The organism is Alteromonas sp. ABH4_453 (assembly GCF_056160665.1).
This window is the reverse complement of the sequence record NZ_JBSWXP010000006.1, coordinates 263,167-290,048: the sequence shown is the minus strand read 5'-3', so window position 1 is coordinate 290,048 and position 26,882 is coordinate 263,167. Positions and strand designations below refer to the sequence as shown.

General features: G+C 44.4%; 19 protein-coding genes. 16 read left to right on the top strand and 3 right to left on the bottom strand.

Annotated elements, in window-relative coordinates; translation table 11 throughout:
* Positions 1-129: 129 nt before the first annotated feature.
* On the top strand, positions 130-4,686 hold the full coding sequence (locus tag ACXAGV_RS13890; protein WP_474873764.1) for an EAL domain-containing protein: 4,557 nt from the start codon (positions 130-132) through the stop codon (positions 4,684-4,686).
* A gap of 308 nt (positions 4,687-4,994) precedes the next feature.
* Positions 4,995-5,162 carry a hypothetical protein gene (locus ACXAGV_RS13885; RefSeq protein ID WP_474873763.1) on the top strand — a complete coding sequence of 56 codons (168 nt, stop codon included), beginning with the start codon at positions 4,995-4,997 and terminating at the stop codon, positions 5,160-5,162.
* Positions 5,163-5,263: 101 nt separating this feature from the next.
* On the opposite strand, the gene ACXAGV_RS13880 is transcribed toward ACXAGV_RS13885, so the two are convergent.
* From ACXAGV_RS13880 to fadI, 3 genes are all read right to left on the bottom strand, one after another.
* Positions 5,264-5,461, bottom strand: coding sequence for a hypothetical protein (locus ACXAGV_RS13880; RefSeq protein WP_474873762.1), 198 nt, complete (start codon positions 5,459-5,461; stop codon positions 5,264-5,266).
* Between the two features lie 207 nt (positions 5,462-5,668).
* Entirely contained in the window at positions 5,669-7,810 is a 2,142-nt protein-coding gene (fadJ, locus tag ACXAGV_RS13875) for a fatty acid oxidation complex subunit alpha FadJ (protein ID WP_474873761.1), read from the bottom strand.
* Positions 7,811-7,829: 19 nt separating this feature from the next.
* The gene (gene fadI / locus ACXAGV_RS13870; RefSeq protein WP_014948809.1) at positions 7,830-9,140 is read right to left on the bottom strand and encodes an acetyl-CoA C-acyltransferase FadI; all 1,311 of its coding nucleotides are present in this window, start codon (positions 9,138-9,140) and stop codon (positions 7,830-7,832) included.
* Between the two features lie 429 nt (positions 9,141-9,569).
* Here fadI and ACXAGV_RS13865 point away from each other — a divergent pair, with 429 nt between their 5' ends.
* The 14 genes from ACXAGV_RS13865 (at position 9,570) to cysQ (ending at position 26,881) form a co-directional block, all read left to right on the top strand.
* Positions 9,570-10,526 carry an AAA family ATPase gene (locus ACXAGV_RS13865; RefSeq protein ID WP_014948808.1) on the top strand — a complete coding sequence of 319 codons (957 nt, stop codon included), beginning with the start codon at positions 9,570-9,572 and terminating at the stop codon, positions 10,524-10,526.
* A gap of 3 nt (positions 10,527-10,529) precedes the next feature.
* The gene (locus ACXAGV_RS13860; protein WP_474873760.1) at positions 10,530-11,504 is read left to right on the top strand and encodes a DUF58 domain-containing protein; all 975 of its coding nucleotides are present in this window, start codon (positions 10,530-10,532) and stop codon (positions 11,502-11,504) included.
* Complete coding sequence (locus tag ACXAGV_RS13855) at positions 11,504-12,166, top strand: DUF4381 domain-containing protein (RefSeq protein WP_474873759.1); 663 nt, start codon at positions 11,504-11,506, stop codon at positions 12,164-12,166. Before ACXAGV_RS13860 ends, ACXAGV_RS13855 begins: the two co-directional genes overlap by 1 nt.
* Complete coding sequence (locus tag ACXAGV_RS13850; protein ID WP_474873758.1) at positions 12,159-13,235, top strand: vWA domain-containing protein; 1,077 nt, start codon at positions 12,159-12,161, stop codon at positions 13,233-13,235. Before ACXAGV_RS13855 ends, ACXAGV_RS13850 begins: the two co-directional genes overlap by 8 nt.
* Positions 13,235-15,298 (top strand): vWA domain-containing protein, encoded by a 2,064-nt coding sequence (locus tag ACXAGV_RS13845; protein ID WP_474873757.1) that lies wholly within the window; start codon positions 13,235-13,237, stop codon positions 15,296-15,298. Before ACXAGV_RS13850 ends, ACXAGV_RS13845 begins: the two co-directional genes overlap by 1 nt.
* Positions 15,299-17,119 carry a BatD family protein gene (locus ACXAGV_RS13840; RefSeq protein WP_474873756.1) on the top strand — a complete coding sequence of 607 codons (1,821 nt, stop codon included), beginning with the start codon at positions 15,299-15,301 and terminating at the stop codon, positions 17,117-17,119.
* A gap of 205 nt (positions 17,120-17,324) precedes the next feature.
* Positions 17,325-19,178 carry a DUF885 domain-containing protein gene (locus tag ACXAGV_RS13835; protein WP_474873755.1) on the top strand — a complete coding sequence of 618 codons (1,854 nt, stop codon included), beginning with the start codon at positions 17,325-17,327 and terminating at the stop codon, positions 19,176-19,178.
* 115 nt (positions 19,179-19,293) lie between these two features.
* Positions 19,294-19,851: a sigma-70 family RNA polymerase sigma factor gene (locus ACXAGV_RS13830; protein WP_474873754.1), complete on the top strand. Its 558-nt coding sequence runs from the start codon at positions 19,294-19,296 to the stop codon at positions 19,849-19,851.
* The gene (locus ACXAGV_RS13825) at positions 19,844-20,548 is read left to right on the top strand and encodes a DUF3379 family protein (protein ID WP_474873753.1); all 705 of its coding nucleotides are present in this window, start codon (positions 19,844-19,846) and stop codon (positions 20,546-20,548) included. The genes ACXAGV_RS13830 and ACXAGV_RS13825 overlap by 8 nt, the downstream gene beginning before the upstream one ends.
* Before the next feature lie 194 nt (positions 20,549-20,742).
* Positions 20,743-22,704, top strand: coding sequence for a GGDEF domain-containing protein (locus ACXAGV_RS13820; protein WP_474873752.1), 1,962 nt, complete (start codon positions 20,743-20,745; stop codon positions 22,702-22,704).
* A gap of 117 nt (positions 22,705-22,821) precedes the next feature.
* Positions 22,822-24,327: a sodium/proline symporter PutP gene (putP, locus tag ACXAGV_RS13815; protein WP_474873751.1), complete on the top strand. Its 1,506-nt coding sequence runs from the start codon at positions 22,822-22,824 to the stop codon at positions 24,325-24,327.
* Between the two features lie 252 nt (positions 24,328-24,579).
* Positions 24,580-25,494, top strand: a complete 915-nt coding sequence (gene cysD, locus ACXAGV_RS13810; RefSeq protein ID WP_474873750.1) for a sulfate adenylyltransferase subunit CysD — start codon at positions 24,580-24,582, stop codon at positions 25,492-25,494.
* The gene (gene cysC, locus ACXAGV_RS13805; RefSeq protein ID WP_474873749.1) at positions 25,494-26,090 is read left to right on the top strand and encodes an adenylyl-sulfate kinase; all 597 of its coding nucleotides are present in this window, start codon (positions 25,494-25,496) and stop codon (positions 26,088-26,090) included. Before cysD ends, cysC begins: the two co-directional genes overlap by 1 nt.
* Positions 26,090-26,881 carry a 3'(2'),5'-bisphosphate nucleotidase CysQ gene (gene cysQ / locus ACXAGV_RS13800; protein ID WP_474873748.1) on the top strand — a complete coding sequence of 264 codons (792 nt, stop codon included), beginning with the start codon at positions 26,090-26,092 and terminating at the stop codon, positions 26,879-26,881. The genes cysC and cysQ overlap by 1 nt, the downstream gene beginning before the upstream one ends.
* Position 26,882 lies beyond the last annotated feature (1 nt).

The window sequence follows — 26,882 nt, the reverse complement described above, 5'->3', positions numbered from 1 at the left end:
ATCCCTGCTATCTCTAAAAAGTCCTTGTAGAGACTCGGTTAATTCGGCATATTTATTCTTCTGGTTGTTAGGGATGCTGCCAGTAAAATTAAAAAAAAATAATAAATGGCGTATGCCAAAGGTGTATAGGTGCGCTCAACCCTAATTTATTCAATGCTGCTTCTCTCGTTGGCTTTGTCAGGAATTGTCTTCAATTCTGCAAAGGCGATAGAAGTTTCTGATCTTCACTTCACAGAATTAAATAAGCAACACGGCCTATCAGATACCGCAGTGTTAGACATTGTGGAAGACCATATGGGGTTTATTTGGCTAGCAACGTCGAATGGCCTCAATCGCTACTCGGGTTATGACGTAAAGCAGTACCACCCGTCAGATGTTGATCCCAACTCCCTGCCCTCTGGTTTTATAAAAACACTATTCGTAGATTCGGAAGGCAAGTTGTGGGTTGGCACCCACTCTGGATTAGCACTTTATCTGCCAGATACCGACAGTTTTAAAATTTTTAACAAAAGAAACTCTGTTATAAAAACCGATTTAATCACTGCCATTTCAGAGTCAAAAAATGGTGATTTATTGTTTGCAGATAAAAAGTTTCTTTACCGCTATTCAAAACAAACTTCACAAATAAGCGTTCTCACTCAAGTCTTTAAAGAAGAAAGCTTTATAAAAGTGATTTTTGAAGAGGCCAACCGTATATGGGTAGGCTCCAATAAGTTTGGCGCAGCGTTAATAGATGCTGAAACGCTGGATGTTTACGACGCAAGCAAAGTCAACCCCTGGGGTGTTTCTTTAGATATACGTGCACTGCACGATATCAAAGTAATTAACGGGAATTATTGGTTAGCAACCAACGAGGGCGCAATCGTTTTAGCCTCAAATGGGCGCATTTTAAAGCGTATTCAGGGCGATGAATTGGGCGTTTCCGAAGAAGTTAATTCTTTTTCACTCTCTGTGGTTGGTGAAGATATATGGGTGGGCACTTATATTGGACTGTTTTTATTATCAGATGCTGCGAAAGCGACAATATCTCCCGATTATCGCCCTGATTTCTTGCATTTAAACTCAGATACCTACAGTACTACCGGCATACCCTCTGCAATAGTAATGCGAGTGATTGAAGATCGTACAGGCGTGGTGTGGGCCGCCACTTTTCACCGCGGCGCTTTCAAATACCACCCTGAGTATGCCAGCGTACATTTTCAGCCTGTGTATAATTCCGATCGCCATAGCGAAGACAACTTTTCTACCCTGTGGGGCTTTGCTGAAAGTAAAGACGAGTCGCTTTACTTAATTTCGCAGCAAAAAGGGCTAGGCAAAATATCCCGAGAAACGGGAAAGGTATCATTTTTCGATTTTTTCGAAAAAATGGATCCCGCTATACACTATTGGGACATCGAAATTGATGACCAGGATAATATCTGGATTGCCTCCTCTGCTGGCTTGCTCGTGCTCAAAGACACTGCAAACGGCTTGAAGCTAGTAAATGAGTACTTTAAAGGCATATTTATCGATTATATCTTCAAGAGCGAATCTGCCATTTGGTTGCAGGAAGCAGTTGGTCACGTCTATTCCATAAGAATTAATTCCGTCTCTTCTAAATCACAAGGCAGCGATACAATAAGGGCAGCATTAAACGAAAAATCTGAGGACATGTTAGCAATATATGAGGATAGCGATAGTAATATTTGGTTTAGGGCCGGTAAAAAGCTAGTCATTTACTCAGTAAGCGAACGTCGAGTTGTTCGCGTTTTGGACTCATCTAATGGCATAAATTCTTTAGTCTATGGAGTACACGAAACCCCTTCCGGCCTGTGGTTAACTACACGTTCTGACGGTGTTATCCAATTAGATAAAAAGAACTTTGCCTTAGTAAATAAACAAAAGAGGGATAACCAAAGCGGTTTTATTACCTCGACAATAGCAATAGAGAATAGTATCTGGTACTCGGATGCCAGAGGGGTTCATAAGGTTCACCTACCGACATTGAGAGAGGCGGACAGTATTCCCAATGCACAGCTGGAATTTAATTCTCTTGGCGAAGGCGCCGTCATTGCCACTTTTGATAAGACAATTTATTTCGGTGGTAATAAAGGCTTTGTCAAGATCTCAAAGCAAGCGATTAACGCTAGTGACCAAGTGAAGAAAACGCTTCCTCCCCAACTTTACCAAGTGAGTGTGTTTGGCTCATTAGCAAAAGCCAGACAAAAGCAAATTGAAAATGACGAAGCTTCAAATTATTTGTCTTTAAAAGAAAAAATCACCTATGAAAAGCAGTTGGAGCTTAAGCACGACGAAACCCGCTTTAGTATTTCCTTTGGGCTAGTTAACCCGGTTTATCCAAACCAAGTAACCTATCGTTACAAGCTCACCGGTTTTGAGAATGACTGGATTTACGTCGATAAAGAACGCACTGCTCAGTTTAACAATATTTCTTTTGGTAACTATATGTTTTCAGTGCAGGCTAAAGAGCCAGGTAAAGCTTGGTCTGAAAGCAAAAACTTGAAAATAACCATTGAGCGCCCCCCTTGGCTTCATACCGTTGCCCTTGTTTTCTACGGTTTAATTGCATTGGCTATCCTTGCCTTTATTTTACGCCAGTACCAAATAAGAAAAGCGAACCAGCTTGCTATAAAGGAATCGGAAGAGCGATTAAAGCTTACCCTGTGGAGCTCTGGCGATGAACTGTGGGACTGGGACGTGTATCGAGGGCAAGTATATCGCGCAAACACTTGGGGCACGTTAGATTTCCCTCAAGACGATATTCGTACTACTGGCGCCTATGATGCCAATATCCATCCTAACGACATTACTCGTGTTAAATCTGCATTGCGAGAGCATTTAGAGGGCAACAGTGATTTTTATGAACTAGCCTACCGCGCTAAGACGTTTAAAAATCAGTGGATTTGGATTCTTGACCGCGGGAAAGTGGTGGAGCGTGACCATAACGAGCAGCCGGTGCGAATGACGGGTACGTTAAAGAACATCCACCACTTAAAAGAAGCTGAAGAGCAGCTTAACCTGTTTAAGCGCTCAATTGAGAACATTTCAGAAGGGGTATTTATTACCAATACCCAATTCAAGTTTATCAGCGTCAACAACGCCTACTGCAGCTACACTGGGGAAACCCGCGACCAAGCCCTTGCAAGCTATATGCATTTTCACCTGTACCCTGATGCATTTACCGAAGAAATCAAGAAAACCCTTAAGTCAAAAGGCAACTGGTCTGGTGAGGTAGAGAGCGTACGAGTAAACGGTGAGCGCTACGAAATGGAGTTAAATATTGACGCCGTGCACGATGAAGACGGTAAGATTAGCCATTTCGTAGGCGTTTTCAGCGACATTACGTCACGTAAAAGTACTGAAAAAGAGCTCTTAAAACTTGCCAATGTTGACCCGTTGACCGAGCTCCCCAACCGTTCGTTTTTCCAAGCAAGCCATCAAAACTTAGTGCGAAAGTCCAGCGCTCACTCCTTACTTTGCTTGGACATGGATAACTTCAAAAAGATAAACGACTCACTGGGCCACCAAACCGGCGACATTTTAATTAAACAAATAGCCAAGCGACTACAGCGTATAACCGGCAAAAATGCTACTTGTTATCGCCTGGGCGGTGATGAGTTTAGTATTTTAATGGAAGATAACGCCGATATTCATACGGTAACCCACTACGCACAAAGCTTGTTAGATACCTTATCGCGCCCCTTTATTATCAATAAACAAGAGTTTGTGCTCGGAGCGAGTATTGGTATTGCCTTTTACCCTGACGACGGTGAGTCACCCCAAGAAATGCTTAAAAACGCAGATACAGCCATGTATTTTGCGAAAAATAACGGCGGCAACAGCTATCAGTTCTTTAGTGGTGAAATGAATCAAAATGCGGTGAGGCAGCTGCAAATTGAAAACTTAATTCGTCAAGGCATAAAAGACGACCTGTTCACCGTGTATTACCAACCCAAGGTGGATATAGCCTCTGGTAAATTGGTTAGTATGGAAGCCCTAGTGCGTTTTGAGCACCCGCAAAAAGGCATTGTAAGCCCAGGGCAGTTTATTCCCTTAGCAGAGCAAACAGGTCAAATTATTGAAATTGGCGAACAAGTACTTCGCAAAGCCTGCGCCGATACTAAACGCTGGGTGAATCAGGGGTTGTTTAGCGGTCGCGTTGCCGTCAATATTTCGGCAAAACAGTTCGAACTGCCAGACCTAGATGACAGAATAAACAAAATATTGAGCGATATAGGTTTGTCACCGCTTCACCTTGAGTGCGAAATTACTGAAGGCACGCTGATGGAAAGCCCTGAAAATGGCCTTCAAATGATGACGCGACTACGCGAGCGAGGTATCCATTTAGCGCTGGATGATTTTGGTACCGGCTATTCTTCACTGGCGTATTTAAAACGTTTCCCGTTGAATACATTAAAAATTGATAAAGCGTTTATTGATGATATCGCGAAAAGCAATGTGGACCGACACATGGCTGCGGCCATCATTAACATAGCCCATAACCTAGGCCTTAAAGTGGTAGCCGAAGGTGTAGAAGAAGAGTCACAATTAGACATACTACGTCGCTATGACTGCGAGATGTTACAGGGCTTCCTATACAGCCGCCCTCTAAACGCTGAACGTTTCGAAAAGCTGCTTACCGAAAATCAAAAGCTACATACATTATTAGGCAGTAGCCAGTACTAACGCCTTTAACGCACCTTCAGCACTCTTTACTGAAGAGGGCATTTCTTACCCTGCTAACTACCTTCAAGCGGCAATGTAAGGCAAAACTCTTCCCTTTGAACCTTTGTATATTAGACTTTAGTGCCAATATTATGGCGCTAGCTTTTACCCCTCATCTCGACTGCCCCAAAAAAATCATAACCCCATGATTTAAAAGCATTAATTAAATATTTAAAATGTTGGCACGTAACTAGCTATAACTAAAGTGCCGGTAACAAATATAAAAATCGGCTTTGTTTGTTCGTTCAAAAAAATTAGAGGAAATTAACATGTTAAAAGAGTACGCAGTTGCACTAGTACTTTCTACCGCTACCCCAGTAGCTGCAGACAAACAAGAAGGCGCTAAACAAGCTCCCGAGTCGCAAAAAGAAACCGTTACTCAGCCAGAGTACATTAGACCTAAAACAGGTGGTAGTAATAACGGCGTAGGCTTCTAGTTTGAAGTTGAAACGATTTTCCAAAAAAAGAGAGTGCGTACTCTCTTTTTTTATATCTGCAAGATTAGAACAGCTTGAAGTTAATGAGGTAGTCGCTAAGTCTACGCTGCAATATAAAGATTATTAAACCCCACCGCATTGCGCCAATGTATATGGCGAGAGATAGTGAACATAGGCAGCAAAACAGGGCCTAGAATAAGACCAGCAAACGCCCACTTCTTCGCATTCATTCCCCATTTAAACGCTTCTACATAAAAATATAGAGAAAAGATAACGCTTAATACTACGAGTGAAATCACACTGCCTCCGCCTGTTTAACCTAATTACGCTGAGTTACTGGCCCCATAAATTATTCAATTTAACTTACTGATAATTGACGCCAACAATTTGACACGTTCATTTTTTAACCGCAGGAATTCTACCCAAAATAGAACAATAAACCAGCTAAAATACGCGTTAGACATAAAAAAACCGGGCAACGCCCGGCTTTTTAACATTTTATAAACTTAGCTGTAAAATTTTTGATCGTTTTCTGCCATTTTCACTAACATTTCAGCAGGTGCAAATTTATCGCCCACAGCAGTAGCATAATGGTTTAAACGAGCAACAACATGTTTAATTCCCAGCGTGTCCATGTAGCGGAATGGGCCGCCTAAGAATGGAGGGAAACCAATACCGAAGATAGCGCCAATGTCGCCGTCGCGGGCATTGCGGATAACGCCTTCGTCTAAACAGCGTGCTGCTTCATTTAGCATCATAAGCACGCAGCGTTCGGCAACTTCTTTTTCGCTTAGCTTAGCAGACGGTGATAGCCCAAGTAATTCGTAGATTGATTCATCCACTTCTTTACCTGGTTTTTTGCCTTCATAAGAATAAAACCCTTTTTGGTTTTTCTTACCCTTTCTGCCGTCTGCAAGTACTTTGTCGAAAGCACTTGGCGCAGTAAAGCGCTCGCCGAAGGCCTCTACAAGGAATGGGATGATCTTAGTACCAACGTCAATGCCCACTTCATCAAGAAGTTTCACAGGGCCTACAGGGAAGCCAAACTTAACCAGAGACTTGTCGATGTGTTCAATTGGCTCACCGTCAAGAATAAGGTTTGCCGCTTCATTCATGTAAGGTGCCAAAATACGGTTTACGTAGAAACCCGCACCGTCTTTAACAACAACCGGTGTTTTGCCTTGCTTTTTAGCAAATTCAACCGTCGATGAAATGACTTGGTCAGACGTTTTATCGTGAGCAATTACTTCGGCCAAAGGCATTTTGTCTACTGGCGAGAAGTAATGCAGACCAATCACGTTTTCAGGACGTGCTGCCTTAGCTGCAATTTGTGTAATAGGAATAGACGATGTATTGGACGCGAAGATCGTGCTTTCTTTGCAGTTCTCTTCAATATCCGCCACCATCTTCTGCTTAAGATCTAAGTCTTCAAATACAGCCTCAACCACGATATCCGCGTCTTGGTAGCCGCTGTAATCCAGCGTACCGGTAAGAAGCGCTAACTGCTTCTGCATTTCGCTGTTACGCATGAAACGCTTCTTCACCTTTTTGTTTAAGATGTCATAGCTGTACTTCATTGCGTTTGCGATGCCATCGGCACGTACATCTTTAATACGAACAGGCACACCAGCTTTGGTCGACGTTACATAAGCGATACCACCGCCCATCAAACCACCGCCAAGCACGCCTACTTTCTTCATCTTTTCAGGTGTAACACCTTCAACACCATTTTCTTTTTTCATTTCAGTCGTAGCAAAGAAAATCTGACGAAGTTGAAAAGATTCTGGCGTCATTACTAGCTTACCAAAGGCTTCTGCTTCGGCTCTAAGCCCCGCTTTCATGCCTTCGTTCATGCCTGTTTCAATAACGTCAATAATGTAACCCGGTGCAGGGTAATTACCTTTGGTTTTTGCAAACGTTGCTTCACGCGCTTTTTTAAACATCATATTACGGCCTGGACCTGTTTTTTCTAACACTTTGTCCATCGCGCTTTTTTGCGGTGCTTCACGTTCAGGCTTGCGTTTAAGGGCAAACTGCTCTGCCACTTTCAAAAGCACGCTATGCGGCACGACTTCATCTACAATGCCGTATTTTTTGGCTTGCTTGGCGCGTGCAGGTGAGCCAGTAAGCATCATTTTCATTGCTTGCTGAATGCCAATTAGGCGAGGAAGGCGCTGCGTACCGCCACTGCCCGGTAATAAACCAAGCTGCACTTCCGGTAGACCTACCTGAGTACTAGTTGAATCGGTACATACACGGTAATGACATGCAAGCGCAAGCTCTAAACCACCACCTAACGCTGGGCCGTGGATAGCCGCTACGAAGGTAGCCTTCATGTTCTCGATTCTATCGAAAATAGCTTGTCCACCTGCGGCTATAGTCGTTGCATCCTCAGCAGTTTTGCATGCTGCTAACATGGTAATATCAGCACCCGCTACGAATGAGCTTGGTTTGCCGCTTGTTAATACAACGCCTTTAATACTGCTATCACGCTCAATATCGTCAAGCATGGCAGATATTTCATCGCCAAACTCAGCTTTAAGCGTGTTCATGCTTTCGCCAGGTACGTCCATGCTAAGAATGGCAACGCCATTATCTTGCTTAGTTAGCGTAAATGCGCCTGATGTTGGCTGAACTTCATTTGTCATTTCTTGTTCCTGACTCATATTATTCTGTCTCCACAATCATTGCGGCACCAAGACCACCCGCAGCACATGCAGTAAGAAGGCCTGTACCACCTCCACGGCGATTTAGTTCGTTAAGCATTTGCGTAATCATACGTGTACCGGTTGCGGCAAACGGGTGACCATAAGCAATTGAACTACCCATCACGTTGAACTTGTCCATGTCAATTTCGCCCGTCGCTTTGTCGCGGCCGAGTTTCTCTTTGGCGAACTTGTCACTTGCAAACATTTTAACGTTTGCCAAGGTTTGCGCTGCGAACGCTTCGTGCATTTCAATTAGCGTTAAGTCGTTTAGGGTCATGCCTGCCCGGTCTAGCGCAATAGGTGTCGCGTACGAAGGCCCCATTAGCATGTCTTCCCAAACGTCGATTGCCGAAAACGCGTAGCTCTTAATGTAACCAAGCGGCGTATAGCCTAGCTCTTTCGCTCGGCTTTCTGTCATCATCAGCACGGCAGAAGCGCCGTCGGTAAGAGGTGTGGCGTTTGCCGCTGTTACCGAGCCGTATTTTTTATCAAATACTGGGCGAAGTTTCGCGTAGCCTTCAAGCTTAGAGTCAAAACGTACGTTGTTATCGCGCTCAAGCGCTCCTTTGTACGGTTCTGCGTAAGCAGTCATCACTTCGCTAGACAGCTTACCTGCTTCCCAGCTTTCAGCCGCTAGGCTGTGCGAGCGATGCGCAAGCTTGTCTTGCTCTTCACGAGAAATTTGATGTGTTTTTGCCATCTGCTCTGCTGTTTGCCCCATCGACAAACCTGTAGAGTACTCAGCGACTGCAGGAGGTACTGGCGCTAGATCTTTTAAGCTTAAACGCTTGAAGATGTTTAGCTTTTGGCCAAGGGTCTTAGTTTTCTGCAAATCAACCAGCGCACGCGCAAGATTCTTAGAAACCCCAATAGGTGATACCGACGTTGAATCAGCACCACCAGCAATACCTACTTGTACCGTACCAGCCATCATGCTTTCTGCGATGTTAACCGTAGATTGAAAACTCGTCGCACATGCGCGAGATACGCTGTAAGCGTCGGTATGAATATTCATGCCTGTGCCAAGCACGATTTCGCGCGCAATGTTAGGCGCTTCAGGCATTTGTACTACTTGACCGTAGACAACCTGGTCAACCCACTCTTTTTGAACACCATGGCGAACGAGAAGTTCGTTTACGACCATTTTACCTAGATCAACAGCCGGAACACCGTGGAAATATGTAGCCATTTTCGCAAACGGAGTACGCAACCCCGCGACAATGGCGATGCGATCACCCTCTCGGGTAGTAACTGATTGTTTTGTTGCCATAATGCACCTAAATTAATGACCGACTTCCGTTTGAGCTTATCGCTCCAAAGTGGTCTGACCTGTAATAAACCCGATTTTTACAAACAATGAACAAAATAGCAAATAATGCAGGGTTAAGGGCAACATAAATGAAACTAAAGTTTGCCCTGTTTACAAATTTTGACCGTTTTATGCTATCAAAATTTAAAAAGCTTGCTTTGCATCCAACCGCATATCGCATTTTTATTACTGTTTGACGACTTGAAGAAAGATAGAATGAACCTTATATGGAAATGAAAGTCTGTTTTGTGTCATTGTGACGGGCTAGAGCTATCTAAATTAATATGTAATTTACTTTTTAGCTAAGCGATCACTTTATAAGATATTTAATAAATCTATCGTTCAAATGACACTTCCTGATAACGAGAACTCAAACGGAAATTTTGCATTATGGCAGCAGCGCAATTTCAACAGTTACACGCTTATTTAGACCAACAGATTATCGGTCAGCATGCGTTAACCAAAAGCCTTCTAATCGCTCTTTTGGCCGACGGCCACCTTCTAGTAGAAGGTCCTCCTGGGCTTGCAAAAACACGCGCAATCAATGCACTTGCTAATGGTATTGACGGCGACTTTCATCGCGTACAATTTACCCCAGACCTTTTGCCTGCCGACTTAACCGGTACAGACATATACCGTCCCGAAACCGGTGAGTTTGTTTTTCAAAAAGGGCCGCTTTTTCATAACTTAGTGCTAGCCGACGAAATCAACCGCGCACCAGCAAAAGTGCAATCGGCTTTGCTTGAGGCCATGGCGGAACGTCAAATTACGGTAGGCAGTAAAACCTACCCTCTTCCTCCGCTATTTTTAGTAATGGCAACGCAAAACCCGCTAGAACAGGAAGGAACTTATCCACTACCTGAAGCACAGCTAGACCGATTCTTAATGCACGTGGACATCGATTATCCTGGCGCCGAGACAGAATTAGAGATATTGCGTTTAACGCGAGGTGAAGCCCTCTCAGAACCGCCTGTTACGCCACCAACGCTAACTCAAGACGATATTTTTACGTCGCGTAAAGAAGCCTTGTCTTTGTATATGGCGCCTGAGTTAGAACAGTATTTAGTTCAATTGATTATGGCCACACGTCAGCCTGCAAATTTTGACGCGGAATTAGGCCAGTGGATAGCGATGGGAACAAGCCCTCGAGCAACCATCAGTCTAGATCGCTGTGCACGCGCTCACGCATGGCTTAGCGGCAGAGACTTTGTTGGTCCTGATGATATTCAAGCTGTGGTTCACAACGTGCTTCGCCACCGTATTATTCTGTCATATCAAGCCGAGGCTGAAGGCGTAACGATTAACGACGTACTTGATAAGATTGTTGCAACTGTCGCAGTCCCTTAAGCTATGGTGAATGTACAAGCGCAGCTAAACAAGCTGCAAAGTAATGGCGTCTCGTTGTCTACAGCAGAATTATTACGCTACCAGCAGTTAGCTAAGCTGTTTAGTTTGGCGCCTAAACGTATGCCACAAGCTAAACTTGCTGGAAGTTATCTCACCAAGCACAAAGGCCGAGGCATGGAGTTTGATGAGGCCCGTCATTATCAGCCCGGTGATGATATTCGCGCTATCGATTGGCGCGTTACTGCGCGCACGGGTAAAACTCACACTAAAGTGTATCGGGAAGAGCGAGAGCGCCCGGTTTTTCTATTCTGTGACTACCTACCCTCAATGGCATTTGGCACGCAGCTGCTTACTAAAGCGGTGCAAGCCGCGCATGTATCTTCATTAATAAGCTGGTCTGCTGCCGCTCGTGGCGATAAAGTTGGCGCACTAGTATTTAATCAGCAACAGCACAAAGAAATTAAACCACTAACTCGCAAAAAGGCCGTGTTGCACGTGTGTCATGAACTTATGGCATTGCACGAACAGAGCGCGCAATCTGAGCCGGACAAACACAAAGATGAACAAGCTTTTGCCGATGCGTGTGCTAGGGCAAGACGACTAGCAAGGCCGGGGAGCCTGGTTTATCTTGTGTCAGACTTTCAGCATTTAAGTACCCAAGCTATTCAACACTTGAGTCACTTAACACGACACTGTGAAGTAAGGGCTATCGTAATTAACGATCCAATAGAACACGCCTTGCCACAAACCAGTTCATTACAAACCGTCAGCGTTTCTGATGGCCGAAACCAACAACGCTGGGTGTTAGGCGACAATACCGAGCAACAGCAATATCAAAAATGGCGCAGTGAACACAACAGCGCGATTTATAGCACCTTGCGCAAAAACAATATCGCTCGATTCAGTATTTCAGCGGGTCTTCCCCTAGACGAACAGCTTCAAAGTATGCAACAAGAACAAAGGTTGGAGCTTAATTAATGCAGAGCAGTATTCTTTCAACCCATTTTTTATCAAGCTTTCTGTCTAGTTACACAAAATCAGCTGCTCAATCGATGCCACCGGCAAATCAAATGCCAGTGCCCCCTCAGCAGCAAGACCCTCTTGCTCAACTGCGCGATATACACGTACCTACAGAGGTCAATATTTGGCCATTAGATTGGGGTTGGTGGGTCGCTATCGCAGTAGTCTTACTTGCCCTATTTTGCCTATATAAAGCGACCACTGCTCACATGCGTCACAACAAGGCGCGTAAGCAGGCTTTAGCCTTACTTGAATCGATTTCAGCAAAACAAAGCAATTGGCCCGTGGCGTTAAACTCAATTCTAAAACGCACGGCTATGAGCTATTACCCAACTCAGCAAGTAGCCGGGTTATATGGTAAACACTGGCAAGCGTTCTTAACCTCTGCATTGAAAAGTAGTGATAGAAAACTTGAAAGTGATTTAGGTTTGTTAATAAGCAATGTTTATCAAGCCACCCCCAACCCTAGTGATTTTGAAACCTGCAAGGGGGCAGTAAAAAACTGGCTTTCAAAAGCCAAACTGCCAAAAAACAAGGGGGCTTACGGCGGTGTGAATGATGGCGGTCTAAACGATGGCAGCCCTCATGATAAACAAGCCAAGGAGCCTCATCATGCTTAATTTTGCTTGGTGGTGGGTCTTTTTCGTACTCCCCTTACCTATTATCGTTCGCCTGCTTTCTAGAAAAGCACAAGACATACCCATGGCTGCACTGCGGGTCCCTAATTTGCGACCTGGTGATATGTCAGAACAAGCCAAGTTGAAGCAAACCAAAATTCCGCTAGTGATCAGTAGCTTGATATGGCTGCTGCTAGTCACGGCTGCCGCGCGCCCTCAATGGTTAGGAGAGCCTGTCAGCATACCGAATGAAGGTCGAGAAATGATGTTAGCGGTAGACTTATCGGGCAGTATGAAGATAGATGACATGCAGCTAAATGGCCGACAAGTTAACCGTTTAACCATGACTAAGTCGGTGGTTTATGACTTTATTCAGCGTCGCGTTGGCGACAGAATTGGTCTTATCTTATTTGCCGATACCGCGTACGTTCAAGCACCGCTTACCTATGACAGAGATACCGTTTCTACACTTCTGAGTGAAGCTGTCATTGGGTTAGTTGGCGAACAGACTGCCATAGGCGATGCGATAGGTTTAGCAGTGAAACGCTTTCACGAACGGGAAGAGTCCAATAACGTGTTAATTCTTCTTACCGATGGGCAAAATACTGCAGGGAATATTACCCCCGAACAGGCGAAAGAGTTGGCAATTAGTAAGGGTGTGAAGGTATACACTATAGGTGTGGGCGCAGATAAAATGCTGATCCAAAGCTTTTTCGGCAGCCGACAAATAAACCCGTCGCAAGAACTTGATGAAGGCATGTTAACCGACATTGCGACTAGCACCGGCGGTCAATATTTTAGGGCTCGAAATGCCCAGGAACTTCAAGCTATTTATCAACAACTTGACGCGCTTGAGCCTATTGAAGGTGAAACGCGTAAGATGCGTCCATTGAGCGCACTGTTTTACTATCCCCTTGGTGCTGCGATATTACTGTCAGCACTATGGGCATTCTTGACGGTGCTTTTATCAACATTTCGTTGGTTCGCACAAAGGCGAATTAACTCGTCCCAGCCACACCCGAATTCAGTTGATTCAATACGAGCAGCCCGAACAAATAGGGAGACGAAGTAATGGAATTCGACTTCTTAAACCAATTTCATTTTTTACGCCCCGAATGGTTTATCGCGCTCGCTCCCCTGATGCTGCTTGTGTTTTTAATTAGAAAAACCACGGCTAAGCAATCTGGCTGGCAATCTGTGATCCCTTCTCATCTATATCAATACATGGTGATTGGAAAAACCGAAATGGGCGCAAAACCTCCAATGTGGATGCTTGCTTTTGTGTGGATTATAAGTGTGATAGCACTCGCTGGCCCAACCTGGGAGCGCCTGCCGCAGCCGGTTTACCAGTTGAAAATGGGACACGTTATAGTCATAGATATGTCGCTTTCAATGCGCGCTACCGATATGACGCCAGACAGGCTAACTCGCGCCAAATATAAAGCGATAGACCTTGTTAACGCTATTGGTGAAGGCGAAATGGGCTTGGTTGCTTACGCTGGCGATGCGTTTGTCATTAGCCCCTTAACCGAAGACGCAGGAAATATCACAACCCTAATCCCAAGCCTGTCACCGGAAATTATGCCCGTGCCGGGTAGCGACCCACTATTAGGTATAGAGAGTGCGTCAGAGCTTCTCACGAATGCCGGATATAATTCAGGCATGATCTACTGGATTACCGACGGTATAGAGTTAGAACAACAACAAGAGCTTCAAGAGTATGTGGCCTCTATTCCTTTTACAGTAAATGCACTTACGGTGGGAACGTCTGAAGGCGCGCCTATCCGCCAGCAAAGCGGCGAGCTATTAAAAGACTTCACCGGCAGCATCGTTATACCCAAGTTAAACGAAGGCGCAGTGAAAGGCGTGGTTAAAACGAGCGGCGGACGCTTTGAATCCTTTACATCAAACGACACCGACATTGATGCCCTCGCCTCGGTATCTCTACTAGATAAAAGCGACAGCGAAGAGAACGAAGAAGAGAGTAATTTACAAGGAGACCAGTGGAAAGAAGTTGGCCCTTACTTGCTGCTTATACTTCTTCCATTTGCCGCCTTTGCATTCAAACGCGGGTTAGTTTTCATCGTGTTGGTGGGTTTACTTAGCCCCTCTATGATTAAAAACGCCCATGCTTTGCAACGTGCCCAACCCTCTGAAATTGCTGGCACATCACAAGGCATAGGCACATCACAAGGCATAGATGCACCGGAAAGCGCAAAGGAGATGGCAAATCAACCTGATTCACTTTCATGGTGGCAAACGCCATTTATGAATGACAACCAAGAAGCATTGAACAGTTACCAAAGAGGCAAGTACAAAGACGCCGTTAATCAGTTTAATGATGAAGCATGGAAAGCATCATCACTTTATAAATCAGGCGACTACGAAGGTGCATTAAATGCCTTCAAAAACATTCCTGGCCCCGAGAGTCTTTACAATCAAGGCAATGCACTGGCAAGACTCGGTAAGCTTGAAGACGCAATTAAGAAATATGATCAGGCGTTAAGCGAAGCACCCGATTTCGACGATGCAAGAACCAACAAAAAGATTGTCGAGGATTTGCAGAAACAGCAGCAACAGCAGAATCAGGAGCAAAACCAGAACGAAAATGGCGATGATGGCGAACAGAGTAACTCGCAGGATAATGGCCAAGATAGCTCTGATAACTCTGATAGCCCTAATAGCAAACAGCAATCAGGGGACCAGAACAATCAGGAAGGTTCAAACGAGCAGAATGGTCAGCAAGACGATAATGAGGGTCAACAGTCTGACCAAAGCCAAGCTAACGATGAACAGCAAAGTGGCGGAGATAACTCACAACAGCTTGATGATTCCGAGATGAACACTCAGAACGAGTCATCAGACTCTCAGCAGCAAAATGCAGAACAGGAAGAGTCTGGTCAAGGTGACAGCGTGCAAGCACAAAAAAACGAACAACAAGCAGAGCAGGAAGCACAGGCAATGCAAGGTCAAGAGACCGAGCTTACCGACGCAGAAAAAGAAGAGCTGCAGCGAATGGAGAGTTTAATGCGCCGCGTGCCAGACGACCCTGCATTCCTACTAAAACGAAAAATGCAATTAGAAGCACAAAAACGTCAGCGTCAACGTATGCCTTCAAACCGGAGTGATTGGTAGATGAGAGCCTTATTACAATCTACACGTATAGTTTTTTTATTAACCTTACTCTTAAGTACGGCGGCTTATGCCGATGTAAATTCGCTGGAAGCCACCATTGATAGAAACCCTGTCATGTTGGATGAAGCCATTCGCTTAACGGTTACCGCAGACGGCAGCGCGGACAGAGATGCATTCGACAGCTCTCCCCTGCTTAAAGACTTTGTGGTCGGGAGAACATCAGTAAGTAGCCAAACCTCAATTGTCAATTTCGACACCAAGCGCACCACCGTTTGGACCACTACGTTATTTCCTCGTAAGGAAGGCACGTTCACCATTCCTTCATTAACCATTGAGGGAAAGTCTACCCAACCTATTCAGGTCAAAGTTATTCCGGTTCAAGAACAAAGTAATGTCGCCCGAGACTATTTTGTTACCACGGATATCGACTTGAAAGAGGCCTATTTAAATCAACAGCTGCTTTACACGGTTAAGCTGTTTCTTTCTAGCAATATTGAGCGCGGCAGCCTACAAGCGCCAGAAATGCAAAATGCGGAAATCACCCAGCTAGGAGAAGATAAACAGTATACAGATATAGTAAACGGAAGACGGTATCAGATTATTGAACGTCAATTTGCTGTTGTGCCTCAAGCGTCCGGCGAGTTCACGCTAAGAGGCCCTATTTTCACTGGCGAAGTTATGGCTGCCAATACTAACCAACGTTTTGGCTTCTTCAACCGCACCCAGCAAATTAATCGGGTTGGGCCTGACATTACGGTGAACATTAAGCCCATTCCTCAGGGGATAGATTACCCTTGGTTACCTTCTGAAATGGTGCGAGTGGATGAAGAATGGCCACAAGGTGATAGTTTTGTAGCAGGTGAACCAGTCACCCGTATTGTTACGCTAACCGCATTGGGCGTAGTAGAAGAGCAGCTTCCTGATATTCCTGAGTTTTATCCGCCAAACTTTAAGCTGTACCCTGATCAATCTAATACTACGACAGTCGAAAAAGACCAGAGCTTAATTTCACAGCGCCAAACGTCGCTGGCGATCATTCCAACGCAGCCGGGTAACTTTGTCTTACCTGAAATTACTATTCCTTGGTTTAATACGCTTACTCAGCAAACTGAATATGCCACTATTCCCGCTCGTTCAATTACGGTAGCGCCAGCGAGCGGCGCAAATAATGCTAATACTCCGAATAGCTTAGACACTTCATCAATCAGTAATGCAAGCAATGAAGATATTCAAAATGATATACCGTCAACTGCAACACAGCCTAACGCTAGTGCTAGCAATGAGGATAAACCATTAGACAGCGCTTCAGGTGAAGTCAATACTGACGAAAATACCCAGCTTAATTGGATGGTAACTTGTGCACTACTTGTGCTATTCATCATTGCGCTTACAGGATGGTTAGTTACCTACAGAAAGCTTAAACAGGCTCAGTTTATGGGACCTGAGATCACTAACAGAACCGGTTCTGCACAGCGCCTCCACTCTTGTGCTCAGTGGGATGAAAAAGCACAGTTTCAAAACCTAATGTCAGTAATAAAGGCAAAGGACACACGTTTACTTACGCCTGCTCTTAAGCAGTGGATAAACGCGTTAACTTCGGGTAAAGCGCAACTTTCGCAGTTTGAAGGAATCAACGCTAGTGTTAATGAGCTCTATGCTCTGCGCTTTTCAGCCAATAAAGCTGACGCTAGCACCCAATCTAAACAGGTCATGAAAGCTTTAGATAAACTTTCACATGAAGCTAAGCTTGCCCGCAGCGAATGGAAGCAAAAAAGTGAAGGGAACAATAACACGCTATCTGCCTTATATCCTGCTTCATAAAACGCATTTCATTTGCCAATACACTAGAATTTGCGTAATGAAAGCCCTTGCAACTAGCTAAATCATAGTGGCAAGGGCTTCGTAACAGAAATGTTTGCGTTCGAGAAACAGTCGAGCCTTTGAGCCTTATTGTCCTCTTTAAGGCTTATTAACCTTAGAAGCTTTAGCTTATAAAAATAATCAATTAAACGCGACGGGGAATACAATGAAGAAAACACTAGTAAAGCTAACGCCAATTGCGTTGGCCATTACCACGCTTACGGCTTGCTCTCCTGCAAGTGAAACCGCTAAAACAGCGCCAGAACCTATTAAAACAGAACAGCCAGCCGGGCAGTCTGAATCAGAACGCCTAAATGCGTTCTTCGAACGTACTTTTGAAGAAGATCTTAAGCGTTCGCCATTATTTCAAAGTTACTTGGGTAAAAAGTGGGACTATGACAAATGGGACGACATCAGTGACGAAGAAGCTGACGCTCGCATTGCCATCGCCAAAAACCGACTAGAAAAGCTTAATAGTTTTGACACCAGTAAGTTAAGTGAACAGGAACAGCTAAGCTTGCGCCTGTACAAACTGGGTATTGGGCGCGATCTGGCTAACGATGAATTTAGGCATCACCGCTATATTGTGCATCAGTTCCGTGCCGCACATACGCAAGTGCCTAGTTTCCTTATCAACATTCACAGTGTAAAGAGTAAAGAAGATGCTCAGGCGTACATTGGACGACTAGACAATGTACGTACGTACTTTGATCAAGTTATCGAACAGATGAAAGTTCGCGAAAAAGCCGGCGTATTCCCCCCAGCATGGGCCTACGATCAAATGATTGATGCGTCAAAAAACGTGATTACCGGCGCACCGTTTGATTCTAGCGAAATACCTTCAACTATCTGGGAAGATTTTCAAAATAAAGTAAATAGCCTAGATATTACAGAGGCGGAAAAAACGACGTTATTAGGTGAAGCGAAAGCCGCTTTGGTAACTTCAGTCATGCCGTCATACGAGAAGTTTATCGAAGAACTCGCTCATCAAAGGGAAATCACGCCTGAAGGCGATGGTGTGTGGCGCTTACCAAATGGTGATCAATGGTATCAGAATCGTCTAAACTGGTTTACCACTACAGGCCTAACCGCTGAAGAAGTCCATCAAATTGGCTTAGACAATGTAGAGCGCATACACGATGCAATGCGCGACATTATGAAACAAGTGAAATTTGAAGGCACCCTTCAAGAGTTTTTCGTTTTCATGCGTGAAGACGAGCAATTCTATCTACCTTCAACAGATGAAGGTAGACAGCAATACCTTGATATGGCGAAAACAGCCATAGACGACATGCGAGAAGCTATTCCTGAGTACTTTGGTATTCTTCCTGAAGCGCCAATGATTGTTAAACGCGTCGAAGCATTCCGGGAACAGTCTGCGGGCAAAGCGTTTTATCAAAGCCCAGCGCAAGATGGCAGCCGCCCAGGTATTTATTACGCAAACCTTTATGACATGAAAGCAATGCCTACTTATCAGCTAGAGGCGCTGGCGTATCACGAAGGCATCCCTGGTCACCACATGCAGCGCGCTATTGCACAAGAGCTAGAAGGTGTACCTCAATTCCAGAAATTCTTGAGCTTTACCGCATACACAGAAGGTTGGGGCCTATATACCGAAGAACTTGCAAAAGATATGGGCTTTTATGAAGACCCTTATTCTGATTTCGGTCGTCTAGCCATGGAACTTTGGCGCGCTTGCAGACTTGTGGTTGATACGGGTATTCATGCGAAAAAATGGACGCGTGAAGAAGCCGTAGATTACCTTGTTGAAAATACGCCAAACCCTGAGTATGACGCGCAAAAAGCCATTGAGCGCTACATAGCTATGCCAGGTCAGGCTACGGCCTATATGATTGGTAAACTGAAAATTATGGAACTTAGAGCGCATGCCCAAGCTGAACTTGGTGACAAGTTTGATTGGAAAGGCTTCCATGACGAGGTGTTGAAGTACGGTCCAGTCCCACTTTCTATTTTAGAAGAAAACATTAATGCTTGGATTACTTCCCAAAAACGTGCCTAGTTTTTCGAACTAGGTCTCTGATCACTGGAAATAAAATGAAAACGCGCCTTTCGGCTAACGAAATGGCGCGTTTTTTATGCCATAGTGAGAAAAAATTAAGTTTTTGGATTTTTTTATGTTTGGGCGAAATAAATCCGATAGTGCTCAGGTCTTATCGGGTATGAAAGCAAAACACCAAAGATATGAAGCACTGGTAAAGGCATTTCACGCCGACATTTACCGCTATGCATTCTGGCTTATTAAGGACCAGAGCATTGCTGAAGATGTTGTGCAGGAAACGTTCTTACGTGCATGGCGCTCGTTAGACGCCCTAAATGATGAAAAGGCTGCAAAGTCATGGTTAATAACCATTCTTCGTCGTGAGAATGCCCGTCGGTTTGAACGCAAACAGTTCGACACGGTAGATATTGATGATTGCCATATTCAAGACGACACCCAGCAGGCAGACGGCGACCTGAAAGACAGAGAGCTTCAGCGGCTGTTAGGTGGGCTAAGTGTGGAATACCGCGAACCCTTGATCCTTCAATTGATTTTCGGGTTTAGTGGTGAAGAGATTGCCAACCAGTTAGGGCTTAATAAAAACACAGTAATGACGCGTTTATTTAGAGCGAGAAACCAGCTAAAAGAGGCATTAGAGAAACAAAATGAACAGAGAGGTCGTGTAAATGGATGAGTTAGAATTTAGGCGTCGTATCTACGCCAATCCAGAAACGGCTGACAGTGATGTTATAGAAGCGGCAAAAGCGGATGAAAGTAAACGCAGTTTTTGGAATGAACAAAAGCAGTTAGATAAGCAATTAAAGCAAGCATTGAAAGTCGATGTACCAGAGGACCTAGCTAGCAAGCTTATTTGGCAACAATCGACAGACGAGTTTAATCGCTATAAAAGAAGAAGCCGTTGGTATTTGGCCATGGCAGCATCGGTTGCCTTTACAGTAGGCATCGGACTTACCATGTGGTATCACCAACCGCTTAGCATTGGCGGGCAAGCACTTGCCCACATGCAGTATGCCGAAATGGAGAGTGCCCACTCGCTGCTTCCTGCAGACATAGATATGGTAAATGCAAAACTGGCAAGCTTTGGTGGTAGTTTCAGTGAAATGCTGGATGGCGTTGAAGTTGTGAATTATTGCCACTTGAGCACTGTAAGAAGTCTTCACCTTATTGTGAATACACCCCAAGGCAAGATGTCTGTATTCGTAGTACCTGAGCGTGGCGATATCTCAGTGCCCAGCGAGTTTGCTGACGGTCAATATCATGGAGAGAGCATAAAGATGAATCATGCGAATGTGATGATTGTTGGCGATAAAAACGCTGATTTGAGCGAAATGAAAAAAGCAGTCTCTGAAAGGATTCAATTTTCAGCCTAGAAAAAAGCTTGCTCCTTGTTCCAAAAAAGTGCTGAACTTATGCACTTCCCTTCGTCGGCCCATTGTGGCCGATTTTTTTACCTAAATTTAAAGTGAAAATACGTTCAATAAAACTTATACTTTAGGGTTAAAATAACCGTTTTAATTTTCAGCAAACATTTCAGCTTATCCGCAGTATAGAGGTAGCAAATTCAATGGCCGCTTGGTGTCGTTTTACAAGGGGGAAGTTTGGTCTACTTTTCATCATTTTCTTCAGTCACTCGCTTCATGCACAGTTAGACACTAATTCTGAGAAGTTGAGGCTTAAAAAGTTAGATGCTTATAGTCGGTTAGCAGCAGTAACTATTTATAACTGGAATAATCAATCTGATATTGATAATGACCAGATAAAAGCCAAAATTGAAGACTTACAAATTCAATCTGATGACAGTAGTGAAGGCATCATCTTTAGACATTTATTGGCTACGGGGACAGCTAACGAAACGGAAGGCCCTCGAGTTCCAATATACGTTAAGTCACCTTTGCTTGAGAACCATTGGAACGAGCTAAAGTCGCTCAATACAGATTTGTACGCTGCCACAAGGGCGTATTATATCTATGCGAGAGCAGTTAACGATTTTGACCGGTCGTCACTGCGAATCAATGTTACAGTGCCTTCGCTTAAACGCTTAAAGCGTGAAGTTTTGGAAACGGGTAGCAAAACAGCAACCGCCATAGCTAGTGTGTGGCTATCAATGGAACTCACGCTAGCTAATCCCATTCAGGCAATCAATGAATTAGAATATGCACTCCCCCATTTGCCCGCGCGAGCTTCTTCACGAACTCTTGAGAATGCGTTAAGTAGCGCAACTGCACACGAGTGGCTTCGCATCGCTTTTACAGAGCTATCGGTACCGAGTAGAGCTTACTCTCACTCAATGAAGATAATCGAGCAAAGTAACCTCAAAGATGGTTCTGTTACGTGGGCATACTTTACTTCGATTGACTCTCTTCTTCTCCAAAATAAATATGACGACGCCCTGCTGACCTCAAATAAGGCCATTAAATTTGTAAAAAATAGAAATTCAGAATTTGAGATGTTTTTAAGTTTGTATCAAAAATTGCGAGTGCTTGTAACGGGGTTTCAGCAAACTCATGATAGTGAAATCAGCTTAGTTATAAACAAGATGGAGGCGATAGATAATGTTCAGATAAAAACTCGAGCAGAGGAGCTTTTTTATCTTTATCAGTCTTATAAAGCTATTGCTGAACGTAATAAAAAAGGGCTTTTTGAAGCAACTAACGGGTATACAAAAGCCATGCTAGATACCCTGCCATCTACGGAATTTAGAGCTAAGCACCTGCTAAGCAAAGAACTCGAACTTGCTCGAATTTATGACGCCGCTGGCAATTACGAAAAAGCCTATGAGCATTTAAAAGCGTACAACCAACTTCTCTTCGAGAAGAATACAGAGCAATTTCAATTTTCTTCGTCAAACTATTCAAATAGCATCGCGAAGGATATTGAGCTTGTCCATTATCGACAAAAAGAAATCAACGCCCTACGAGACGAAAAAGAAGGGCTATCCACCGATAAAGAGGCAATGAAAACCACCATTTTTGCGCTCATTGTCACTATTCTTCTTATACTTGCTTTATGGCTTTGGATTTCTAAACGACAAAGTGATTTACTCGCAGAGCGGGACTCTCTTACTGGCGCCCTCACCCGTCGCGCAATGTTGAACAGCCTTAAGAAGTCGCTTAAAGGCAGTAATACATCGTGCATCGCCCTGCTCGATGTTGATAATTTTAAAAAGATTAACGATAGATATGGTCACACCGTAGGCGACGAAGTGTTAACTACACTCACTCGAATCATCAAAAATAGAATTAGAAAATCAGATAAGCTTTGCCGGTACGGTGGTGAAGAATTTTTGATCTACTTCTCTGACTCAAATGAACAATCGGCCAAGCGCATACTCGATGAGTTAAATATTGCGCTTTCCCACCAAAAACACTGGGCTCATACCAATGAGAAGTTTTCAGTTAGCTTTTCTTCCGGTCTGTTAAATGTTAACGGAGAAACTAACTTGGATACCATTATCAAAGCCTGTGATGAGCTCCTTTATAAAGCAAAAAGGTCAGGCCGTGCGCGAGTAGAATCTTTCGCGTATTAAAAATTTTGCCAAACTTAATTCACCTTTAGTCGTATAGAAAACAAGCAAGGTCACTGACTGACGTAGAGACTCTGCGTCATAGGTGTTAGCATGAGATAAAAAACATAGGGAATTTATATGGCTACTGGCACGATAATCTCGTTGGGTTTGTATTTCGTTGTAATGTTGGGAATAGGCCTTTTCGCTTATCGGCAAACAGACACCAACGTAGAAGGCTATATGCTAGGCGGCCGCCAATTAGGCCCCGCTGTAACCGCACTTTCAGCAGGCGCATCAGATATGAGTGGCTGGATGCTCATGGGTTTACCTGGTGCCATGTACGTATCGGGCTTATCTGCAGGCTGGATTGCCGTTGGGTTAGTTTTAGGTGCACTCGCAAATTATATGTTGGTCGCTCCGCGCCTTCGCGTTTACACCGAAGTGGCGAACAACTCCATTACCCTCCCCGACTATTTTGAAAACCGCTTCGCCGATAATTCTCGTCTACTAAGAGTTATTGCCTCAGTTGTTATTGTTGTTTTCTTTACACTTTATACGTCTTCTGGTGTTGTCGCCGGTGGAAAGCTCTTTGAAACATCCTTTGGATTGACCTACGAAACGGGGTTATATGTTACTGCTGGTGTTGTCGTTGCCTACACCCTCGTAGGTGGATTTATGGCAGTGAGCATGACCGATTTCGTGCAAGGCTGCATAATGTTCGTATCACTCATTATGGTACCTGCTGTGGTCATCAGTGAGCTTGGCGGCATTGGGGCTTCAATTGACGCGCTAGATACCATTAACCCTGCGCTATTTGATGCATTTATGGATGCCTCAACTAACGAAGCACTTAGCGTAATCGGTATTGTTTCACTAATGTCATGGGGTCTAGGCTACTTCGGTCAGCCACATATTATCGTTCGTTTCATGGCTATCCGTTCGGTAAAAGATATTCCTACCGCTAGAAACATTGGTATGAGTTGGATGATTGTTTCTATCATCGGCGCGCTAATGACGGGTTTATTTGGGTTGGCTTATATTACCGGTAACGGCAATGACATTGACCCAGAAACAGTATTTATCTACCTTTCTCAAATTTTATTCCATCCGCTTATTGGTGGCTTCTTACTAGCTGCGATCCTAGCGGCTATCATGAGTACCATTTCGTCTCAGCTACTAGTAACGTCTAGTTCACTTACCAGCGACTTTTACCAAGCCTTCCTTCGCAGAGATGCATCTGATGGTGAGTTAGTAATAGCGGGTCGTGTAAGCGTTGTAGCCGTAGCACTCGTGGCTATCTACCTGGCTTATGACAGAGACAGCACGATATTGACCTTAGTGAGTAACGCATGGGCTGGCTTTGGTGCAGCATTTGGCCCGCTAGTACTGTTTAGCTTATTTAAACGTGAAATGACCCGCCGCGCGGCATTAGGGGGCATGATAGTTGGTGCTGTGACCGTACTACTGTGGATTTATCTTCCTATTGAAATCGGCGGCCAAAAGCTTGGTGACTGGATGTACGAAATTGTCCCTGGGTTTATTTTATCTAGCTTAACCATCATGATTTTAAGTAAATCTGGTTCGCCAAGAGAAGGTGTGGTCGATACGTTCGACGCTTTCCAGACCAAGCTGAATGAAAAGTAATTAAAAATAACGCGTAAATAAGAGTAAAAGTAAGGCCCTGTTTAGTTTTCTAAGCAGGGCCTTATCTTTTTCTATCCCTGCAAAATAGGGCCTTATGCTTCAATTGTATGACAGTTTTATTTATTGGAATAAGATTGCTATTTTAAATAGCAAAATCGCATACTACTTTTGAATTTAAATATGTTATCGTTCTATGCAGAAAAATAACCCGCATATAACTTTTTTGTATATAACATAAATTCGGACTTCAAAATGACTGCTAGTATCCCGTCTGTAACGCATTTGAAACAACTCGAAGCCGAGAGTATTCAAATTTTCCGTGAGGTAGCTGCTGAGTTTGAAAACCCAGTAATGCTTTACTCTGTAGGAAAAGACTCTTCAGTGCTGCTTCACCTTGCCCGTAAAGCGTTCGCGCCAGGCAAAATTCCTTTTCCTCTTTTACACGTAGACACCACGTGGAAGTTTGGCGAAATGATCAAATTCCGCGACGAGCAAGCAAAGAAACACGGTTTTGATTTGCTTGTTCACATTAATGAAGAAGGTGTTGAAGCTGGCGTTGGTCCATTTAGCCACGGCTCATCGAAACACACTGATATCATGAAGACTCAAGCGCTTAAGCAAGCGTTAAACAAATATAAGTTTGACGCAGCGTTTGGTGGTGCACGACGCGACGAAGAAAAATCTCGTGCTAAAGAGCGCGTTTACTCTTTCCGCGACAACAACCACCGCTGGGACCCTAAGAACCAGCGCCCAGAACTTTGGAATATCTACAACTCACAAGTTAACAAAGGCGAAAGCATCCGCGTTTTCCCAATGTCTAACTGGACTGAGCTAGACATCTGGCAATACATCTACCTAGAAAACATTGATATTCCACAACTGTACCTTTCTAAGCCTCGCCCTGTGGTAGAGCGTGATGGCGTATTGATTATGGTTGACGACGACCGTATGCCGCTAGAAGAAGGTGAAGTACCAGAAATGCGCTCTGTGCGTTTCCGTACCCTTGGCTGTTACCCATTGACCGGTGCGGTAGAGTCAGAAGCTGCGACCTTACCTGAAGTTATTCAGGAAATGCTGCTGACCAAAACGTCTGAACGCCAGGGCCGAGTTATCGACCACGACAGCTCAGGTTCTATGGAGAAGAAGAAAATGGAAGGGTACTTCTAATGGCCACCGACAACGTTGTTTGGCATAAACATGAAGTCAACAAGACCACCCGCTCTGAAAAGCTTGGTCAAACGCCTCGTGTATTCTGGCTAACGGGTTTAAGCGGCTCTGGTAAATCGACATTAGCAAACCTGCTTGAGAAAAAGCTCCACGAGCAGCACAAGCACACCTACCTGCTTGACGGCGACAACGTGCGCCACGGGCTATGTGGCGATTTAGGTTTCAGCGATAAAGATCGCGTTGAAAATATTCGCCGCATCAGTGAAGTTGCGAAGCTATTCGTCGACGCAGGTACTCTTGTGCTTACCGCTTTCATCTCTCCGTTTAAGGCAGACCGCGATTACTGCCGTAGCCTAATGGATGACGGTGAATTTGTAGAAGTGTTTGTTGATACGCCACTTGAGGTGTGTGAAAAGCGCGACCCGAAAGGGCTATACAAGAAAGCGCGCAGCGGTGAGATCAAGGACTTCACGGGCATAGATTCAGCCTATGAAGCACCTGAATCACCAGAAGTGCACCTAACCTATCAGGATGAACCGGCAGAGCAAACCGCTGAGCGTTTATATGCTTTGCTACAAGAAAAGGGATTGGTGTAATGACACAGCCTTTAAATACCCTTGCACAAAAAGTGCTAACTATTGCCAAAGAAGCTGGCGATAAAATTATGGCGATTTATGAAAAAGATTTTGCCATTTATGAAAAGCAAGACACCAGCCCGCTAACCGAAGCTGACCTTGCCGCCCATAACGTTATTGTAAAGGCCCTTGAAGCGGAATCTGATCTGCCTATTTTGTCTGAAGAGTCAGCTGATATTTCGTGGGACGAACGCAAAACATGGTCGTCATACTGGTTAGTAGACCCGCTAGACGGCACCAAAGAGTTTATTAAGAAAAACGGCGAATTTACGGTAAACATTGCACTTATCGAAAATGGCAAACCGACTATGGGTGTGGTTTACGCGCCTGCGCTAAATAAGAGCTATGTTGGTATTGTAGGTGAAGGTGCATGGACCGAAGTAGATGGTGAATTTACTGCCATTTCTGCGGCTAAGCACGATGGTGCACAAGTGTGGAAAGTGGTGGGCAGTCGTTCTCACCAAAGTCCTGAAATTCAAAATTTATTGGCACAGCTTAAAGGTGAAACCGAGCTTGTGGCGATGGGCAGTTCACTAAAACTTTGCTTAGTGGCAGAGGGCGAAGCGCATCTTTACCCTCGTTTGGGCCCAACATCTGAGTGGGATACAGGCGCTGCACATGCAGTTGCACTGGCTGCTGGGGCAAATGTAACTGTCCTAGACCCAGAAAATCCATTAGATGACAACGCCGACGCTCTTACCTATAACCAAAAAGAGTCTGTGTTAAACCCCTTTTTCCTTGTGAGCGCATAAC

Excerpts from the sequence above, each read along its gene's own strand:
- ACXAGV_RS13885 (WP_474873763.1), top strand. The coding sequence starts at position 4,995 with ATGTTAAAAGAGTACGCAGTTGCACTAGTACTTTCTACCGCTACCCCA.
- fadJ (WP_474873761.1), bottom strand. The coding sequence starts at position 7,810 with ATGACAAATGAAGTTCAGCCAACATCAGGCGCATTTACGCTAACTAAG.
- fadI (WP_014948809.1), bottom strand. The coding sequence starts at position 9,140 with ATGGCAACAAAACAATCAGTTACTACCCGAGAGGGTGATCGCATCGCC.
- ACXAGV_RS13865 (WP_014948808.1), top strand. The coding sequence starts at position 9,570 with ATGGCAGCAGCGCAATTTCAACAGTTACACGCTTATTTAGACCAACAG.
- ACXAGV_RS13860 (WP_474873760.1), top strand. The coding sequence starts at position 10,530 with ATGGTGAATGTACAAGCGCAGCTAAACAAGCTGCAAAGTAATGGCGTC.
- ACXAGV_RS13855 (WP_474873759.1), top strand. The coding sequence starts at position 11,504 with ATGCAGAGCAGTATTCTTTCAACCCATTTTTTATCAAGCTTTCTGTCT.
- ACXAGV_RS13850 (WP_474873758.1), top strand. The coding sequence starts at position 12,159 with ATGCTTAATTTTGCTTGGTGGTGGGTCTTTTTCGTACTCCCCTTACCT.
- ACXAGV_RS13845 (WP_474873757.1), top strand. The coding sequence starts at position 13,235 with ATGGAATTCGACTTCTTAAACCAATTTCATTTTTTACGCCCCGAATGG.
- ACXAGV_RS13840 (WP_474873756.1), top strand. The coding sequence starts at position 15,299 with ATGAGAGCCTTATTACAATCTACACGTATAGTTTTTTTATTAACCTTA.
- ACXAGV_RS13835 (WP_474873755.1), top strand. The coding sequence starts at position 17,325 with ATGAAGAAAACACTAGTAAAGCTAACGCCAATTGCGTTGGCCATTACC.
- ACXAGV_RS13830 (WP_474873754.1), top strand. The coding sequence starts at position 19,294 with ATGTTTGGGCGAAATAAATCCGATAGTGCTCAGGTCTTATCGGGTATG.
- ACXAGV_RS13825 (WP_474873753.1), top strand. The coding sequence starts at position 19,844 with ATGGATGAGTTAGAATTTAGGCGTCGTATCTACGCCAATCCAGAAACG.
- ACXAGV_RS13820 (WP_474873752.1), top strand. The coding sequence starts at position 20,743 with ATGGCCGCTTGGTGTCGTTTTACAAGGGGGAAGTTTGGTCTACTTTTC.
- putP (WP_474873751.1), top strand. The coding sequence starts at position 22,822 with ATGGCTACTGGCACGATAATCTCGTTGGGTTTGTATTTCGTTGTAATG.
- cysD (WP_474873750.1), top strand. The coding sequence starts at position 24,580 with ATGACTGCTAGTATCCCGTCTGTAACGCATTTGAAACAACTCGAAGCC.
- cysC (WP_474873749.1), top strand. The coding sequence starts at position 25,494 with ATGGCCACCGACAACGTTGTTTGGCATAAACATGAAGTCAACAAGACC.
- cysQ (WP_474873748.1), top strand. The coding sequence starts at position 26,090 with ATGACACAGCCTTTAAATACCCTTGCACAAAAAGTGCTAACTATTGCC.